The following is a 17148-nucleotide window of genomic DNA, read 5'->3' on the forward strand; positions in this document are numbered from 1 at the left end:
TGGGGCGCTATGCGCCGATCTTGTGCTCTCCGCGACGGGCGCGGAGGTAGGCGAGGCGCTCCTCGAGCAGCTCCTCGAGTTCCGCACGGGTGCGGCGCTCCAGCAGCATGTCCCAGTGGGTGCGCGGTGCCTTCTGCTCGCCCCGGTCGACGACGACGGGCTTCGAATCCACCAGCAGCACGGCCTCGTGGCCGCAGTTGCGGCACTCCCAGGTCTCGGGCGCTTCGGCGTCGGCCGAGAACACCATGTCGGTGTCGTGGCCGCAATCCGAGCAGTGGTACGTGAACGTCGATCGCGGTGAGAAGACGACGCCTTCTTCGCTCTGCAGGCTCTGTGAGCCGAGCCTCATCCCGCGCAAGCTTCGATCTGCCATTGTGTGGTCTCCTCTCGCTGTGCTCCGACAAGTGTCGACCGCGGACCTGGGGGTGGTCCGGAGAGGCCCCCGTTTGCCAGAGGATCGTCAGGTGAGCGGGGCTTTTCCGGCGTGCTCCGGGCTGTCGTCGTCGCGGCCCGGAATCCCGTCCACGGCGAGGCGGGCGAGGTCGGTCCGGTCGGTCACGAGGCCGTCGACGCCGAGGTCGAGGAGGGCGCGCATCCGCCGCGGATCGTTGATCGTCCAGAGGTGGATCTCGGCGCCGGTGATCCGCAGCCGGGCGAGGATCCGGGGCGCGGTGACCCGCAGTCCGGCCGCGCGCTCGGGGACCTGGAGGGCGTCGATGCCGCGGAGCGCCCGCCGGACGAGGGACGGGGACCCGAGGTGCGCGCCGACGAGGGCGGCGACGAAGCGGGGGGCGGAGGCGGAGGTCGCGACCCCCGGGAGCCGTCGCACGGCCGCGCGGCGCCGCGACTCCGAGAAGGAGGTGATCAGCACGCGGTCCCGCGCACCCGCGGCCCGGACCGCCTCGACCACCGGGACGACGGCCGTCCTCGCCTTGACGTCGATGTTGAAGCGGGCGTGCGGGAGCAGGCGGAGCGCCTCGGCGAGGGGGAGCAGCCTCTCCCCGGAGGGCAGGACGAGCTCGGCCAGCTCCTCCCAGCGGGTGGTCTCGATCCGATGGCGGACACCGCGCTCGTCCGCGACCTCCTCGTCGTGCACGAGCACCGCGACGCCGTCGAGCGAGGCGCGGACGTCGGTCTCGAGCAGGTCGGCGCCCGCGGCGAGAGCGCGCTCGAACGACTCCAGGGTGTTGCCCTCGGCGCCGGGGGCGAAGCCGCGGTGGGCGATGACGCGCGGCCGCCGTCCCGAGAGGAACGGCGGCCGCGTGGTCGTCATGGTGCAGGCGTCCTAGAAGGACGGGGCCGGGGGAGTCATGCCCGAGCCGTCCTGCCCACGCTCCGGACGGGTCGGGGAGTTCTTGCCGAACGCCTGGCCCATGCCCTTGAGCGCCTCGGTGAGCTCGCTCGGCACGATCCAGAGCTTGTTGGCGCTGCCCTCCGCGATCTTGGGCAGCATCTGCAGGTACTCGTAGGCGAGCAGCTCGTTGTCCGGGCGGCCCTCGTGGATGGCGGAGAAGACGGTGGTGATCGCCTTCGCCTCACCCTCGGCGCGGAGGACCGCGGCCTTCGCATCACCCTCGGCCGCGAGGATCGCCGCCTGGCGGTGTCCCTCCGCGTTCAGGATCTGCGACTGCTTCGTGCCCTCGGCGGTGAGGATCACCGCGCGGCGGTCGCGTTCGGCGCGCATCTGCTTCTCCATCGAGTCCTGGATGGAGATCGGCGGGTCGATCGCCTTGAGCTCGACGCGTCCGACGCGGATGCCCCATTTGCCGGTGGCCTCGTCGAGGACGATGCGCAGCTGGCCGTTGATGTTGTCGCGGGAGGTCAGCGCCTCCTCGAGGTTCAGCCCGCCGACCACGTTGCGGAGCGTGGTGGTGGTGAGCTGCTCGACGGCGCCGAGGTAGTTGGCGATCTCGTAGGTCGCGGCCCGGGCGTCGGTCACCTGGAAGTAGACGACCGTGTCGATCGAGACGACCAGGTTGTCCTCGGTGATGACGGGCTGCGGCGGGAAGGAGACGACCTGCTCGCGCAGGTCGACGGACGGGCGGACCCGGTCGATGAAGGGGATCACCAGGTTGAGGCCCGGGAGGAGGGTGCGGTGGTACTTGCCCAGGCGCTCGACGACCCCGGCCGTGGCCTGCGGGACGATGCGGATGGCCTTGAACAGCACCACCAGGGCGAAGAGCACGATGACCGCGATGATCACCGTGGTCACGACTGCTGCGGTGTTCACGAGGAGCTCCTTTCGGCGGGGACGACGACCGCGGTCGCGCCCTCGATGGCGGTGACGACGACACGTTCGCCGAGACCGAGCGGACGGGATTCGACGAGCGGGGACAGCTTGAGCGTCCACGTCTCGCCGTTGACGAGCTTCACCTGGCCGGGGCCGGGCCCGGCGATGACGACACTGCCGGCGAGGCCGAGCAGCGCGTCGGCTCCGGTCGGCGTCGGATCGCCGCCGCGCTTGAGCAGCCGCAGCAGCGGGGGCCTGACCAGGAAGAGCAGCAGCACGGCGAGGACCGCGGCGACCGGGACCTGCACCCAGAACGGGGCGCCGACCAGGCCCGTCGCGAGGCCGCCGATGCTGCCGACCGCGAGCATCAGGAAGGTGAACTCGAGAGTGATCATCTCGACGATCACGAAGATCAGGATGAGGGCGATCCAGAGGATCCAGGCGTACTGAGTCACTGCGTCCATGCGGTGCTCCTTCCCCTAACGAGCACGGGAGACAACGGTAGCAAGGGGGGCTGGGAGGGGAGTGGGCGGCGCGGGACCGGCGCCGGCGGCGGCGGCTTGGTAGGCTCCTGCGTCGGGCCGTGGGCCCGTCACCCGTGCCCGATCCGGCTCCTGCGCCGGCGTCCTGGAGGATCTCCTCGTGTCCAACCCCCTCGCTCCCGGCTCGCTCGACGGCAAGCGCGTCCTCGTCACCGGCTCCTCGCGCGGCATCGGCGCCGACACCGTCCGCTACTTCGCCGCGGCCGGCGCGAGCGTCGTCGTCAACTACCGCTCGAAGGCGCCGCGCGCGACGAAGCTCGTCGACCAGATCACCGCCGCGGGCGGCTCCGCATTCGCTGTGGGCGCCGACCTCACCGACGCGGAGTCGCGCACCGCGCTGTTCGCGGAGATCGAGGAGAAGCTCGGCGGGCTCGACGTGCTCGTGCTGAACGCCTCCGGCGGCATGGAGAGCAACATGGGCGAGGACTACGCGATGGTCCTCAACCGCGACTCGCAGGTCGCCACGCTCGAGGCGGCGCTGCCGCTGCTCGGCGAGGGCTCGCGCATCGTCTTCGTCACCAGCCACCAGGCGCACTTCATCCGGACCACGCCGACCATGCCGGAGTACGAGCCGGTCGCGCTGTCCAAGCGCGCGGGCGAGGACGCCCTGCGCGAGCGGATCCCGGCGCTGACCGAGCGCGGTGTCGAGTTCGTCGTCGTCTCCGGCGACATGATCGAGGGCACCATCACCGCGACGCTGCTCGAGCGCTCGAACCCCGGTGCGATCAGCTCGCGTCGCGAATCGGCGGGCAAGCTCTACAACGTCGGCGAGTTCGCGGCCGAGGTCGCCCTCGCGGCGGTGGAGCCGATCCCCGCCGAGAACACCCGCCTCGTCGGCGACACGGCCGACTTCGCCTGACTCCGGGGCCGGAGGGGCGCGTCCGGCGTTGCAGGGCGGAGCCTCATCGGGTTCGGCACCGCCCTGCGGGACCAGGACGTCCTGATGCTGTTCGCAGCGGCGGCCGCGGCGGATTGGTCGGGATCCCCGGGTGGTCAGCGGGTCGCGGCCGTCCTCGGGTCGGTCACGAACCTGATCGCGGAGAGGCCGGCCAGCTCCGGCGACACGCAGGCGATGACCTCGGCGCAGTGGTCGACGGACCGCCGGCGCAGGAACGACCAGCACTTCAGCGAGGCGGGGCGGCGCTCCAGCGGCAGGTGCGCGGCCTCGACGAGGATCGCGGTGGGCGAGCGGTGCAGGATCCGGACCGGGACGTGGATGCTGCGGCCGTCGAGCATCCACTCCGACACGGCCCGCAGCCGGCCGCGCTGCTGATCGACGCCGATGGTGAGGACGCTCCGGAAGTCCTCCGAGGCGGCTCCCATGCCGATCTGGAAGTCGCCGTCGGTGCCGTCGAGGAGGAAGGCGACGTCGAGTCCGCTCCGGTGACGGACGGCGAAGGTGGTGAGCGGGCGCGCGCTCTCAGGCGTCGACGCCGGGGCGCCGGTCTCGCGGGAGCGCTGCTGCGCGACGTCCAGGTCCATCGGGGCACTCGTTCCGTCGGTGCGCGTCATCCTCGACACGCCCTGCTGCGAGTTTAGAGCCGGGCGCCCAGCCGTGTCCTCCTCCGCACACTCCGGCCGAGGGGACCGCCGCTGCAGACGCCGGTCACTGCTTCCCGGTCAGGGTGGTCAGCAGGTCCTGGATGCTCGTCTTCTCGGCGGCCGGGTCGGGGCTGCCGGAGCGGACGGAGGAGAGGACGGGGTCGATCTGCTGGTCGACATAGGTCCAGGTCTGGCAGTTCGCGCCGCTCAGGGCGGGCTCGGCGTCGTCCCAGGCGGTCTCGAGGTCGGTGGCGCGGGCTTTCGCGGCGGCCTGGTCGCCGCTGGTGACGAGGGCGAGGGTGTCGGCGGTGATCGTCTGGAAGTTCTGCACGTCGGCGGCCGGGAAGTCCGCCTGAACCGACGCCTGTGCGTCGGCCGCGGAGTAGGTCCCTGATGCGTCGCAGGCCGGGGCTGCGCCTTCCGGTGCCGGAGTGGTGTGCGGCTGGCTGTTCGTGAAGGCGAGCAGACCGACGACAGCGACGGCGAGGACCGCGAACGCGACGAGCGAGCGTCGCTCCCGAGCGACGGGCGGGTTGTGGTGCTCCTGAGCGCCCTTGTCGACGTCGGCCTTGCTGAGGGAGAGGTACACGACCGTGGCGAGGATGGCGAGCAGGAAGACGATGCTGGTGACGAAGGTGCCGAGGCCGAGGCCCTGTTCGTCGGGGGAGAGGCCGAGCCAGTCGCCGATGTTGGCGCCGAGGGGGCGGGTGAGGATGTAGGCGATCCAGAACGCGAGGACGGGGTTCGCTCCGTAGCGCCAGAGTCCGGAGACGATGGCGATCAGGGCGAGGGGCAGGAGGATCGAGACGCCGGGGCCCCAGCCGGTGAGTTCGAGGGTCCAGTCGCCGAGGGCGGTGCCGAGCGCGAAGGTGACGAGGACGGTGAGCCAGTAGAACGCCTCGCGCGGGGTGGTGTCGATGCTGTGGATGGAGAGGGTGCGCTCCTTCGAGTACCAGACGCCGAACACGATCGCGAGCAGCACGGAGAAGACGAGCGAGCTGGCCCAGAGGGGGACGCCGAGCTGGTCGGTGAGGATGTCGGTGAGCAGGGTGCCGGTGACGCTCATGACGACGACGGTCAGCCAGTACGCGGCGGGCAGGTAGCGACGCAGCCGCATCTGGATCGCGAGCACGACTGCGGTGACGACGATGAAGATCACGGCGGTCGTGATGAGGCCGACGCCGAGGACCATGTCGATCCAGTCGGCGAAGCTCTCACCGACCGTGGTGCAGAGGATCTTGATGATCCAGAACCAGATGGTGACCTCGGGGACCTTGCTGAGCAGCCGGTGCACCGGGAAGCGGGTCGTCGTCGTTGAAGTGTCCATGCCCGCAGAGTCGCAGCCGGGACGGGGGCGGCGGCTCGGGATGCGCCGTGCTGTGTTGTGTTTGCTCACAACGACCCGGAGTTCCCGAACGCGTTCAGGTCGATGCCCGGCGGAGGGGCTGAGGTTCTGTGCTTTCACAACGGTTGCAGGGGAATCCTCTGCCGCAGGTGGACGTGCGTTCGTAGCGTGGACTCCTTCGGTGCGCTCCGCGTCGAGAGACGAGGACGACACCGATGCCGAACCGGGAACCCGCGACAGACGGTGCGATCGCCTACCGGGCGGCGCGACGCTGGCCGCTGATCTCGGCGGGCCTCGCGGTGCTGCTCACGGGACTTCTGGCCGCGCTGATCTTCTACCGGGAGCACGACAAGCCGTTCGGGTTCGACACCGCGTGGATGAACGAGGTCATCGAGCACCGGTCGACGTTCTGGCTGGTGCCGTCGCTGGTGATGAACAGCCTCGGCGGCGGAATCGTCGGCACGATCGTGATCCCGCTCGTCGTGTTCGCGGCGCTGCTGATCTGGCGGGGTCGGTGGGCGGCGACGTACTTCGCGATCGCCGTGCCGCTCAGTGGACTGCTGGTGCAAGTGCTCAAGAACGCGGTCGGGCGTCCGCGGCCGCTGGAGATCCTCGTGAGCGCCGACTTCGGCTCGTTCCCCTCCGGCCACAGCGCGAACGCCGCGACGACCGCGATGGTCCTCGCGATCGTGTTCCCGCTGTGGTGGGTCCGCATCGCCGGCGCCGTGTACACGGTCGCGATGATGCTCAGCCGCACTTACCTCGGAGCGCACTGGATCTCCGACACCGTCGGCGGACTGCTCCTGGGCGCCGGAGTGGCGCTGATCGTCTGGGCGCCGCTCGCGGTCCGGCTGCACACCGAGCGCGTGTCGTCACCGCCGCCACTCCGGCGCCGCATCGCCCGACGGCGGACCTTCAGCTGACGGCTCGTCAGGGTCGAGGCCTCACGACGTCGCCGCGGAGGATCGTCAGGAGCACGACGGCGACGATCGACCCGGATGCGATCAGGCCCGCGAGCACGACGATCTGGAAGACGCCCGCCGCGACGGGCGAGAGTCCGCCGAAGACGGCGCCGATGAACGCGCCGGGCAGGACGACGAGACCGGTGGTCCTGGTCTGGTCGGTCAGCGGGACGAGCCCGGTCCAGGCCGCTTCCCGCGCCAGGCCGAGCGTGGCCTGCCGCGGCCGGGCGCCGAGAGCCAGCCAGCCCTCGACCTGATCCCAGCGGTCGGCGAGCGTCGCGGCCAGCGCTCGGCCGGTGACGGTGGCGACGGTCATCGCGCCGCCGAGGAGGATCCCGCCGACCGCGAGGACGTAGCGGCCGGTGAACGGGACGGCCCCGAGCCCGAAGACGATCCCGGCGCTCACCGCGACCCCGGCCGCCATCGCCGCGGTGACGGCGAGGACCGTGCGCCGGGTGCGTCCGAGGCGGCCGGACGCCGTGAGCACCGCGGCGCCGAACATGAGTGCGAGGAACAGGAGGACCCAGCGGACGTCCGCGATGACGCCGGAGAGGATCACGGCGAGGACGGCCAGCTGGGCCGTACCGCGCAGGATCGCCAGCGCAGGCCGTGCGAACGAGGCCACTCCGAACACGAGGAGCGCGATCGTGGAGGCCGCCGCGCAGATCGCGACGGCCGCGATCACGGCTAGCGGGGTCAGCTGGTCGATGGGCGTTCCTGAACGACCCAGGTGTTGCCGTCGAGGTCGGTGAAGAAGACGAACGAGTTCCACTCCCCGCCGCGCCCTTCGAGGCGGACTCCGTCCTCGAAGTGCGTCACCGGGCTGACGTCCACCCCGCGCTCGGCGAGCTCGGCACGGGCGACGTCGATGTCGTCGACGACGAGCTGCAGCCCCTCGAGGCGGTGGGAGCCGCCCTTGAGCTGGATGCTGCTGTGCGAGCCGGGCGGGGTGAGCTGCACGATGCGCATCTCGTCGCTGATCCGCACGTCGAGGTCGAGGTGGAATCCGACCTGGTCGGCGTAGAACGCTTTCGCCCGGTCGACGTCCTCGACGCTGACGGGGACGACTTCGAGATTCCACTGCACGGGACAGCCTTTCGCGAGGGTGGCGGACGAGGTGGCGGGCGTCGCTGTCCAGTGTGTCCGGCAGGACCCCCGCCGGGCAATCGGGTCAGCTGGCCGCGATCGTGCCGGTGACCAGCAGCCCGGACAGGACGAGGGCGAGGGCGACGCGGTAAGCCACGAAGACACCGAAGCCGTGACCCGCGACGTAGCGCAGCAGCCACGCGATCGACGCGTACGCGACCACGAAGGAGACGACGGTGGCGACGAGGGTCGGGATCCAGCCGACGCTCGCGCTGACCGCGGACGCGGCGGTCGCCGCTTCGTAGGCGCCGGCGGCGGTGAGTGCGGGGATGGAGAGGTAGAACGCGAACTTCGTGGCGGTCACTCGATCGAGGCCGCGGAACAGGCCTCCGCTGATGGTCGCTCCGGAGCGAGAGACGCCGGGGATCAGCGCGATGCACTGCACGAGGCCGATGATGACCGCGTCCTTCCGGGTGATCGCGCGACGGTCCTTGGTCTGGGCGCCGACGCGTTCGGCGACGAGCATCACGATGCTCCAGCCGAGCAGTGCGGCGACGACCACCCACAGGTTCCGGAGGCCCCCGCTGATGAGGTCCTTCCCGAGGAACCCGATGATCCCGATCGGGATCGACCCGAGGATCACGTACCAGGCGATCCGGTAGTTCGTCCGCTTGCGCTGCGACGGGTGCCGCAGCCCGACGAACCACGCGACGGCGAGTTCGGCGATGTCCTTCCGGAAGTACAGGAGCACGGCGGCGATCGCGCCGACCTGGATGATCGCGGTGAACGCGGTCACCCCGAGGTCGTCGACCTTCAGGCCCATCAGCTTCTCGGCGATGGTGAGGTGCCCGGTGCTGGAGACCGGGAGGAACTCGGTCAGCCCCTCGATGATGCCGAGGATGATCGCCTGGAGGATGTCCATCGGGTCCGTTCCGGTCGGAGAGGAGTCGCGAGGGATCCCGCGAGCGCTTCCGAGAGTAGGCATCGTCACGGCCGTGCTCGGCCGGAAACCGGATCGCTGTGTGCATCTTCAACGACCCCGGAGAACACCCCAGCATCCGATGCCGCACGCTCCTCGAGCATGACGGGATGACGCATCTCGCCGCCCCGCGCCGAACACCGCCCCTTCGACCTCGCGGCAGTGTTCTCGCCGGCCGCTACGTCGCCTCCACGGTGCCCGAGGCGACGGCGCTGTTCTGGATCCTGAAGGTGCTGACCACCGGGATGGGCGAGACGGCGTCGGACTTCCTCGCGACCGCGTTCGATCCGGTGATCGTGGTCGGCGTGACCGGGCTCGCGTTCCTCGCGGCCCTCGCGCTGCAGTTCGCGGTCCGCCGTTACATCCCGTGGGTCTACTGGCTGGCCGTGCTGATGGTGAGTGTCTTCGGCACGATGGCCGCCGACGTGCTGCACGTGGTCGCCGGCGTCCCGTACCTCGTCTCCACCCTCGGGTTCGCGGTGGCTCTCGCGGCGGTCTTCGCCGTGTGGTGGCGGGTGGAGCGGACGCTGTCGATCCACTCGCTCACGACGCCGCGCCGGGCCCTGTTCTACTGGCTCGCCGTCTCCGGGACGTTCGCGCTCGGTACCGCAGCGGGTGACCTGACCGCCTCGACCCTGGGATTCGGTTACCTGCCTTCAGTCGTCCTGTTCGCGGCGATCATCGCGGTGCCGGCGCTCGCGCACCGGTTCGCGGGGATGAACGCGGTCCTCGCGTTCTGGTTCGCCTACGTCGTCACCCGTCCGCTCGGGGCGTCGGTGTGCGACTGGCTCGCGGATCCGGTGAGCCGCAGCGGGCTCGGCCTGGGCACGGGCCCGGTCACGCTCGCTGCTCTGGCGGTGTTCCTGCTGCTGGTCGCCGTGATCGCGGTCGGCCGTCGGCCGCGCGCGGCCGTCCCGGCGCCGACCGTCTGACGACCGCGGTCAGGCGGCGTCGCGGCGGGCGCGGTTCTTCTGCCGCCAGTAGGTGAGCGCGATGCCGGCGAGGCTGATCACGACGATGCCGACGAGGACGATGTCGATGTACTTCCCGACGAAGTCCGCGACGCCGGGGATCTGCCCGAGGAAGAAGCCGAGCAGGATGACGCCGGTGGACCAGACGGCCGCGCCGAGGGCGTTGAAGCCGACGAAGTGGGCGTAGTGCATCTTCCCGACGCCGGCCGCGACGGGGGCGAAGGTGCGCACGACCGGGACGAAGCGGGCGATGGTGACCGCCCAGCCGCCGAAGCGGTCGAAGAACGACTGGGTGCGGGCGACGCTCGAGCGGCTGAACAGACCGCTGTCCTTGCGCTCGAAGATCCGCGGCCCGGTCTCGCGGCCGATGACGAAGCCGAGCTGATCGCCCAGGAACGCGGACGCCGCGACCATCAGGATCACCAGCGGCACGGGGAGGGAGATCACCCCGGTCGCGACGAAGACACCGGTGAAGAAGAGGAGGGTGTCGCCGGGGAGGAAGAACCCGATCAGCAGGCCCGTCTCGACGAACGCGATCAGGCAGACCAGGGCGATCGCCCAGGGGCCGGCACCGTCGAGAAGGGATTGGGGGTCGATCATCGGTTCTCCTTGCGAGAGGTCGGGTGGGGCTGCGTCGCGGGGATGCGGACGTCGACACCGAGGCCGTGGGGGACGAGGTTGCGGATCGTGAGCTGTCCGCCGGCGGCCCGGCTGAGGCCGGCGACGATCGCGAGCCCGAGGCCGGCACCGCCCTCGCGGGAGCGGGCGGCGTCGGGGCGGGTGAAGCGGTCGGTCGCGACGGCGAGGAACGCATCGGGGACGCCCGGGCCGTCGTCGTCGACGGAGAGGACGATCTCCTCGGCGCGCTCGACGAGGGTCGCGGTGACGCTGCCGCCGTCGGGCGTCGCGGTGACGGCGTTCGCGAGCAGGTTGTCCAGGATCCGGCCGAAGTCGGTCGGGGAGACCGGGTAGCGGGCTGCAGCGACCGAGGCGGGGGCGACGAAGTCGATCGCGAGATCCCGGTCGCGGGCGAGCATCCGGGCGCGGTCGACGCTGTCGGCGACCTCCTCGCGCAGGGCCGCCGAGGAGGCGTCCCCGGCGACGGTGCCGGCGTCGATCCTCGACAGGATCAGCAGCCCGTCGGTCAGCGACTGGAGGCGGTCGATCGAGCGGCGTGCGTCGACGACGTCGGCGTAGAGAGCCGCCGGATCGTCGCGGACGCGCTCGGCGAGGTCGAGGCGGGTGCGCAGGGCGGCGAGCGGGGTGCGCAGCTCGTGACTCGCATCGGCGACGAGCCGCCGCTCCCGGTCCGCGGACTCCCGCAGATCCTCGATCAGCGCGTTCAGCGTCGAGGCGAGGTCGGAGAGCTCGTCGCGGGCCGGCCCGACGGGGAGGAGCTCGGTGGAGCGGCCTCGGCGCAGCCGGTCGGCGATGGCGCGCATCCGGCCGACGGGGCGCAGGGCGAGGCCGACCAGGGCCCAGGACGTGGCGGTGAACGCGACGAACAGGATCGCCAGGGCGATCAGCAGGGTGGTGCTGACGCCGCCGACGACCGCCTCGGCGGTGTCGCGGCTCTCCTCGATCAGCGCCTGCGACGCTCCCGAGCGGACCAGCTCGATCGTGGAGGCGTCGAGGATGTGATCGAGCTGCTCGCGCACGACGATCGCGACGACGCCGAAGAACAGCATCGCGACCAGCAGGCTCGACACCGTGATCCGCACGCGGATCGACAGCGACCGCCAGCTCACGGCTTCACCCCGAGGCGGTAGCCCGCACCCCGCCGGGTGGTGATCTCGACCGACGCCCCGCCGGCAGTGAGCTTGCGGCGGAGGTAGCTGATGTACTGCTCCGCGATGTTGTGGTCGACGAACTCCGCGGAGCCCCACACCTCGAGCAGGATCTCCTCCCGCGGCACGAACTCGCCGGCCCGCGCCGCGAGCGCGCGGAGCACCCCGAACTCCTTCGGACTCAGCGGCAGCACGGCGCCGTCGACGGACGCGGTGTGCGTGTAGGGGTCCACCCGGAGATCGCCGAGCACGACCGGAGCGCGGTTCGTCAGGCGCTCGCGGCGGATCATCGCCCGCAGGCGGGCGGAGAGCTCCTCGAAGTGGAACGGTTTCGCCAGGTAGTCGTCGGCGCCGGCATCGAGGCCGAAGACCCGGTCCTGCAGCGCGTCGCGGGCGGTGAGCATGATCACCGGGAGCGTGGCGCCGGTCGCGCGCAGGTGGCGGCAGATCTCGAAGCCGCTCATGCCGGGAAGCATCACGTCCAGGACGGCCGCCGCGTACTCGGTGCCGCGCGCCGCGTTCAGCGCACCGACGCCCTCGGGGAACAGGTCGACGTCGTAGCCGTCGCCGGTGAGACCTCGCACGAGGAGCTCCCCCATCTCGAGGTCGTCTTCCACGACCAGCACCGCGTCACGCATCAGGGCCTCCCACGGTCATCGTCGCACCGACGACGGGCGGGAATCGGCCGGATCCGCGGAGATATGGACGTTCTCAGCGCCGCCCGCCGGATGTGGAGGAAGCCGCGGGGCGGGCCTGCGCGGGTGGTGCGGCGGGTGTGCTGCGGCCCAGGTCCTTGCCGGGGTGGATCTCGATACGCCCGCTGCGCGCGCTACTCGATCAGCATGAGAATGCGCGCGCCGGCCGGTCCTGTCAGCAGCAGGTGCAGGAGGGGCCGTTCTCGGCGGTGAGGGCGCCGACCGGCTGCTTGCAGGCGTCGCCGCGCCAGGCCTCGAGGCCTTCGCGGACGGCGAAGGCGGCGATGACGAGACCGGCGACCGGGTCGGCCCAGGTCCAGCCGAGGGTGCTGTTGAGCAGCAGGCCGACGAGGACGGCGGCGGAGAGGTAGGAGCAGAGCAGGGTCTGCTTCGAGTCGGCCACGGCGGAGGCGGAGCCGAGCTCCTGGCCGGTGCGCCGCTCGAACAGCGAGAAGGCCGGCATCACGAGCAGGCTCACCGCCGCGAGCACGATGCCGACGGGGGAGTGCTGCGCCTCGGAGAAGCCGAGCAGGGCGCGGGCGGAGTCGACCGCGACGAAGGCGGCCAGGCCGAAGAAGGACAGCGCGATCACCCGCAGCGCCGTGCGCTCGCGGGCGTGCGGATCGCGGCCGGAGAACTGCCAGGCCACGGCGGCCGCCGACAGCACCTCGACGACGGAGTCGAGGCCGAAGCCGACGAGCGCGGCGGAGGACGCGACCGTCCCGGCCGCGAGGGCGACGATCGCCTCGACGACGTTGTAGCCGATGGTCGCCGCGACGATCCAGCGGATGCGCCGCTGCAGGACGAGGCGGCGGGCCGGGGCGAGCGGGGCGCGGAGCGGGAGGGCGCTCATGCGCACTGGCAGTCCGCGCCGGAGCAGCAGTCCGGATCGACCACGAGGACCAGGCGCAGCAGGTCGTCGAGCGCGCCGGCCAGCCGGGTCTCGGCCAGGCGGTACCAGGTGTAGCGGCCGTCCTTGACGGCCTCGACGAGTCCGCAGCCGCGCAGGCAGGCGAGCTGGTTGGACATCACCTGCCGGGACACGCCGAGCGCGTCCGCCAGATCGGAGGGGACGGCCGGCGCCTCGCGCAGCGCGAGCAGGATCCGCGCCCGGGTCTCGTCCGCCAGAGCGGAGCCCAGGCGCGCGAGGGCGGCGGAGTGGGTCACGGTCACGGTCGCGGTGTCGGTCACGCGGCCACAGTACACGGAGTGCTGTATCGATCGCGAGGGCCGACGCACGACTGCCGCGCCGGCACTCGGCCGACCGCGGTGGGCGCAGGCGCGTGATGCCTGCGCCCACCGGGTCTCACTCGAAGAGGGAGAGGGTCACCGAGCCGGAGTAGTCGCCGGCGGCGACGTCGGGCTCGGTGCTCAGGACGAGGTCCGCGGAGGCGGTCCACGCGCCCTCCTCCGCGACCGCGCCGGAGTCGAGGGCCAGGGCGAGCAGCTCCTGATCGACGAGGCCGACCGCGTCGTCCCCCTCGTCCAGCACCGTGTCGACCGGATCGCCCTCGGTGACGAGGCCGAAGTCGCCGCCGTCCAGGAGGCGGGGAGTCCAGCCGAGGTGGTCGGCGCCGATCGGCTCCTGCCCGTCGGGCGCGGTGAAGGCGGACGCGGAGCCGAGCACGTACCAGCCGGCTCCGGCGGGGATCTCCTCCGGGCTCCGCGTGTCGGTGACCGTCACCGTCGGCAGGGCGCCGGTGAACCGGCGGACGAGCTCGGTCGAGCCGTCCTCGGTCAGGGCGGTCGAGCCGGCGGCGACGGTCATCGCGAGCACCCCGGGCGCGGTGGGCTCGGCGATCGAGACGCCGATGTCGACGCTCCGGTCGTCGAGGACGTCGTCGGCGGCGGCCGCGGAGGCGACGGCGGTCAGCAGCAGGGCGCCTGCGGCGACGGCCGCGCAGCGGGCGGCGAGGGCGGGTCTTCTCATGGCGGGGTCTCCTCGGGTCGGGCGGGTCAGTTGCAGGTGGTGGCGGAGTACGGGGCGCGCACGGTCGTGGTCGCGGGGGCGCCGTCGACCGTGGCGGTCGCGACGACCTCGACCGCTCCGGCGGGGATCGAGACCGCACGGGTGCTGAACGCGTGCGAGGTGGTCCGGCCCGGGGCGAGCGGAGCGAAGGTCTTCGTCCCGAAGGCCGAGGCGGCCGTCAGCGCGACGGGCACCGCGTCGTCGTTGCGCGCCTGGACGGTGACGACGGCCCTGCCGGCGAGGCAGCGGGTCGACGCGGTGGCCGTGACGGCGACCGCGGGAACGGCGGCCTGGGTGAGGGCGACCTGGTCGAGCGTCCAGAAGGCGCTGTTCTGGCCGGTGTAGCGGAACCGGAATTCGGCGGTGCGGGCGCCGGCCGGGACGTCGATCCGGAGCGTCTCGTTCGCGTTCGTGGTCGCGGTGTAGTTCTTCACCACGACGGGGGCGGCGCCGTCGAAGGAGACCGAGACGACGGCGCTCTGCGGTCCGTCGATGACGTAGTCGGTGGCGTAGGAGAGGGTCGCGGTGGCGCTGCCGTTCACGGGGTACGCCGGGCTGATCAGGGTGGAGTCGAACTGCCCCGCGGCGTGCGTCCTGTCGTCCCACTCGTCGGAGTCCGCGACGGCGAAGACGTCGCGGGCGCGGACGTTGGTCTCGCGCTTCTGGCCGGGCTCGACGCTCGTGAAGAACGAGTCGGTCGCGAAGGACCAGCCCGACCACTCCCGCACGCCGCCCGCGGGCATCGCCGAGTCGTCGATCCGCCAGCCCTGGGGCGCGGTGCGGGTCCAGCCGAGCAGTCCGGCCGCTGGTCGCGTCTCGTCGAGGCGGGGCTGCAGAGCGGGCCGCAGGGTGTCGAAGGCGTCGGTCGACGGCGTGCCGAGGGCGATGCCGTCGAGGGTCCAGGCGGGGTCGTTCGCGAGGCCGTTCACGGCGAGGACGGTGGGGGCGATGTCGACGATCTTCACGTCGTTCCGCGTGGAGCCCGCGGCGATGCCGGGGCCGGACGCGATGACGAAGACCTTCCGCTCGGCGAGGCTGTTCCCGCCGTGCCCGCCGGTGGGGGTGTGGCCGTGGTCCGCGGTGACCAGGATCGTCCACTGCTCGCTCGCGTAGCTCGGGCGGGCGCGGACGGCGGCGATCATCTCGCCCAGCTGGGCGTCGGCACGCGCGAGGGCCGTGGCGTAAGCGGCCCCGTTCGTGCCGACCGAGTGGCCGGCGCCGTCGACCTCGTCGAGGTGGACGAAGGTGTTGTCCGGGTTGCCGTTCGCCAGGTAGTCGACGGCGGTGGCGGTGGTCTGCGCGTCGCCGCCGCCGGTGCGGCGGACGTCGACGGCCGAGCCGAAGATCGTCTCGGCGACGGGCGACCAGGTGGCGACGACCAGGCTCGAGCGGGACGGGTCGGCGGCCTCGATGCGGCTGAGGTAGTCCGGGTACTGCCCGAGGCGCGGGGCGGTGAACGCGTTGTCGACGACGCCGTGCTTGTCGGGCCAGGCACCGGTGGCGATGGTCGACCAGCCGGGCCCGGACACGGTGCCGGACATCGGCGCGGCGTAGAGGTTCGAGGTCGAGGTGAGTCCCTCGGCGCGGAGGGAGTCGAGCGCGGGCATGTCGGCCGCGTCGAGCTGGTCGAAGGAGGCGCCGTCGATGCCGACGACGAGGGTCTTCGCGGTGCGGGTGCCGGAGGGCAGGCCGTTGTAGGCGGTGCCGGCGGCGGAGGCGGACGGCGCGGCGAGCAGGAGGCCGCCGATCACCGCCGAGACGCAGATGGCGCCGAGGGCGCGGAGGGGCAGGGACATCGACGACTCCAGAGGGGTGAGGTGGAGCGCGGAGACGACCGCGCGCCGCCAGACTGCCCACGTCTGTACCTATCTGGAAGCCGATGGCGAGGATATGCAGACACGTTCAGCGGCTGTTCACCCCGCGCGCGGCGGGCGGGACGGGCGCGGACGAGGCCGGGTGAACGATTCCGCGACGGCGACGAGGGGCCTCCGCCCGTGCGGTACCGTCGTCCCGATAGCGCCTAGGGTTCCGGGACGACACGTCGTCCGGCTGGTTCGAGCGGCGCCACGGATCTCCGCCATCGGAGTCCGTCATCTCAAGGGACAGAAGCCTGGAGGACCGCTGCGGCGCGCGTCGGCGCGCGCGGAAAGGTCCCGAACATGTCTGCCTTCGTCCTCGCCCTCGTGCTGACCGCGGCGCTCTGCCATGCGGCGTGGAACGTCGTCGCGCACCGGGTCAGCGGCATCGGGCTGCCCTTCCTCTGGTGGGGGGCGGTCGCGAGCACGCTGGTCTGGGGACCGCTCGTCCCCTTCACGGGAGGGCTCGGCTCGGGCGACGACCTGCCGCGCGGGCTGCTGCTCGGCGCGGGCGTCTCGGGGCTGCTGCACGTCGGCTACATGGTCGTGCTGCAGGCGGGCTACGCCCGGGGCCGGCTGTCGACGGTCTACGCGACCGCCCGGGGGACGGGTCCCGCGCTCAGCGCCGGGCTGGCGGTGCTGCTGCTCGGGGAGCGGATCTCGCCGGTGGCGGTGCTCGGCGTCGCCGTCGTGGTGACCGGGGTGATCGCCACCGGGCTGATCGACCGGCCGACCGCGCAGGCCCCCTCGGGGCGCCGCCTCGTCGACCCGGGCATCCTCTTCGGTGTCCTCACCGGTGTCGCGATCGCGGTGTACACGATCTGGGACGCGCACGCCCTCCGGACCTGGGGGCTGTCGCCGGTGGCGTTCATGGTCGGCTGCACGCTGGTCGAGATCGTGGTCTACCTCGTGCCGCTGCGCCGGCGGCGGGCGGAGCTGCTGCCCGTCCTCCGGCAGCACTGGCCGCGGGTGCTGGCGTTCGGGGTGCTCTCGCCGCTCTCCTACATCCTGGTGCTGCAGGCGGTGACGCTCGCGCCGGTCGCCCTGGTCGCGCCGATGCGCGAGATGAGCGTGGTCCTGGTGTCGCTCTTCGGCGCGCTGGTGCTCCGCGAGGGCTCGGCGGTGCGGCGGATCGCGGCCTCGCTCGTGGTGGCCGGCGGGATCGTGCTGCTCTCGGTGTGAGG

At 72.0% G+C, this 17148-nt stretch carries 20 protein-coding genes; 4 read left to right on the forward strand and 16 right to left on the reverse strand.

Features of this window, described 5'->3' with window-relative positions; translation table 11 throughout:
* Positions 1–7 precede the first annotated feature (7 nt).
* From EDF36_RS11755 to EDF36_RS11770, 4 genes are all read right to left on the reverse strand, one after another.
* On the reverse strand, positions 8–373 hold the full coding sequence (locus EDF36_RS11755; RefSeq protein ID WP_123446336.1) for an RNA polymerase-binding protein RbpA: 366 nt from the start codon (positions 371–373) through the stop codon (positions 8–10).
* An 87-nt stretch (positions 374–460) separates the two neighbouring features.
* The gene (locus EDF36_RS11760) at positions 461–1273 is read right to left on the reverse strand and encodes a glycerophosphodiester phosphodiesterase family protein (protein ID WP_123733130.1); all 813 of its coding nucleotides are present in this window, start codon (positions 1271–1273) and stop codon (positions 461–463) included.
* A gap of 12 nt (positions 1274–1285) precedes the next feature.
* Positions 1286–2203 carry an SPFH domain-containing protein gene (locus EDF36_RS11765; protein ID WP_397459902.1) on the reverse strand — a complete coding sequence of 306 codons (918 nt, stop codon included), beginning with the start codon at positions 2201–2203 and terminating at the stop codon, positions 1286–1288.
* A gap of 23 nt (positions 2204–2226) precedes the next feature.
* Positions 2227–2694: an NfeD family protein gene (locus EDF36_RS11770; protein ID WP_123704197.1), complete on the reverse strand. Its 468-nt coding sequence runs from the start codon at positions 2692–2694 to the stop codon at positions 2227–2229.
* Positions 2695–2872: 178 nt separating this feature from the next.
* On the opposite strand from EDF36_RS11770, the gene EDF36_RS11775 reads away from it, so the two are divergent.
* The gene (locus EDF36_RS11775; protein WP_123733132.1) at positions 2873–3631 is read left to right on the forward strand and encodes an SDR family oxidoreductase; all 759 of its coding nucleotides are present in this window, start codon (positions 2873–2875) and stop codon (positions 3629–3631) included.
* Between the two features lie 134 nt (positions 3632–3765).
* Here the strand turns inward: EDF36_RS11775 and EDF36_RS11780 are convergent, their stop codons facing one another.
* Both EDF36_RS11780 and EDF36_RS11785 read right to left on the reverse strand, forming a co-directional pair.
* Entirely contained in the window at positions 3766–4254 is a 489-nt protein-coding gene (locus EDF36_RS11780; protein ID WP_123733133.1) for a hypothetical protein, read from the reverse strand.
* Positions 4255–4378: 124 nt separating this feature from the next.
* Complete coding sequence (locus tag EDF36_RS11785; protein WP_123733134.1) at positions 4379–5641, reverse strand: hypothetical protein; 1263 nt, start codon at positions 5639–5641, stop codon at positions 4379–4381.
* Positions 5642–5874: 233 nt separating this feature from the next.
* Between EDF36_RS11785 and EDF36_RS11790 the strand changes: the two genes are divergently transcribed.
* The gene (locus tag EDF36_RS11790; RefSeq protein ID WP_123733135.1) at positions 5875–6582 is read left to right on the forward strand and encodes a phosphatase PAP2 family protein; all 708 of its coding nucleotides are present in this window, start codon (positions 5875–5877) and stop codon (positions 6580–6582) included.
* 7 nt (positions 6583–6589) lie between these two features.
* Here the strand turns inward: EDF36_RS11790 and EDF36_RS11795 are convergent, their stop codons facing one another.
* The 3 genes from EDF36_RS11795 to EDF36_RS11805 form a co-directional block, all read right to left on the reverse strand.
* Entirely contained in the window at positions 6590–7306 is a 717-nt protein-coding gene (locus EDF36_RS11795; RefSeq protein ID WP_260300688.1) for an ABC transporter permease, read from the reverse strand.
* Between the two features lie 11 nt (positions 7307–7317).
* On the reverse strand, positions 7318–7707 hold the full coding sequence (locus EDF36_RS11800; RefSeq protein WP_123733136.1) for a VOC family protein: 390 nt from the start codon (positions 7705–7707) through the stop codon (positions 7318–7320).
* Positions 7708–7792: 85 nt separating this feature from the next.
* Positions 7793–8629 carry an undecaprenyl-diphosphate phosphatase gene (locus tag EDF36_RS11805; protein WP_123733137.1) on the reverse strand — a complete coding sequence of 279 codons (837 nt, stop codon included), beginning with the start codon at positions 8627–8629 and terminating at the stop codon, positions 7793–7795.
* A gap of 167 nt (positions 8630–8796) precedes the next feature.
* On the opposite strand from EDF36_RS11805, the gene EDF36_RS11810 reads away from it, so the two are divergent.
* Positions 8797–9618: a hypothetical protein gene (locus EDF36_RS11810; protein ID WP_123733138.1), complete on the forward strand. Its 822-nt coding sequence runs from the start codon at positions 8797–8799 to the stop codon at positions 9616–9618.
* A gap of 9 nt (positions 9619–9627) precedes the next feature.
* Here the strand turns inward: EDF36_RS11810 and EDF36_RS11815 are convergent, their stop codons facing one another.
* The 7 genes from EDF36_RS11815 to EDF36_RS11845 form a co-directional block, all read right to left on the reverse strand.
* Complete coding sequence (locus EDF36_RS11815; protein ID WP_123733139.1) at positions 9628–10257, reverse strand: DedA family protein; 630 nt, start codon at positions 10255–10257, stop codon at positions 9628–9630.
* Positions 10254–11405 carry a HAMP domain-containing sensor histidine kinase gene (locus EDF36_RS11820; RefSeq protein ID WP_123733140.1) on the reverse strand — a complete coding sequence of 384 codons (1152 nt, stop codon included), beginning with the start codon at positions 11403–11405 and terminating at the stop codon, positions 10254–10256. The genes EDF36_RS11815 and EDF36_RS11820 overlap by 4 nt, the downstream gene beginning before the upstream one ends.
* A complete protein-coding gene (locus tag EDF36_RS11825; protein WP_123733141.1) occupies positions 11402–12082 on the reverse strand; it encodes a response regulator transcription factor in 681 nt (226 codons plus the stop codon). Before EDF36_RS11825 ends, EDF36_RS11820 begins: the two co-directional genes overlap by 4 nt.
* Positions 12083–12314: 232 nt before the next feature.
* Positions 12315–12992: a cation diffusion facilitator family transporter gene (locus EDF36_RS11830; protein ID WP_123733340.1), complete on the reverse strand. Its 678-nt coding sequence runs from the start codon at positions 12990–12992 to the stop codon at positions 12315–12317.
* Positions 12989–13330: a helix-turn-helix transcriptional regulator gene (locus EDF36_RS11835; protein ID WP_123733142.1), complete on the reverse strand. Its 342-nt coding sequence runs from the start codon at positions 13328–13330 to the stop codon at positions 12989–12991. The genes EDF36_RS11830 and EDF36_RS11835 overlap by 4 nt, the downstream gene beginning before the upstream one ends.
* 115 nt (positions 13331–13445) lie before the next feature.
* Positions 13446–14069 (reverse strand): hypothetical protein, encoded by a 624-nt coding sequence (locus EDF36_RS11840; RefSeq protein WP_123733143.1) that lies wholly within the window; start codon positions 14067–14069, stop codon positions 13446–13448.
* A 26-nt stretch (positions 14070–14095) separates the two neighbouring features.
* On the reverse strand, positions 14096–15904 hold the full coding sequence (locus EDF36_RS11845; RefSeq protein WP_123733144.1) for an alkaline phosphatase family protein: 1809 nt from the start codon (positions 15902–15904) through the stop codon (positions 14096–14098).
* A 363-nt stretch (positions 15905–16267) separates the two neighbouring features.
* Here EDF36_RS11845 and EDF36_RS11850 point away from each other — a divergent pair, with 363 nt between their 5' ends.
* Complete coding sequence (locus EDF36_RS11850) at positions 16268–17146, forward strand: EamA family transporter (RefSeq protein ID WP_123733145.1); 879 nt, start codon at positions 16268–16270, stop codon at positions 17144–17146.
* The last annotated feature ends 2 nt before the right edge of the window (positions 17147–17148 follow it).

The sequence above is a fragment of the Rathayibacter sp. PhB152 genome (assembly GCF_003751395.1).
Taxonomy (GTDB): domain Bacteria; phylum Actinomycetota; class Actinomycetes; order Actinomycetales; family Microbacteriaceae; genus Rathayibacter; species Rathayibacter festucae.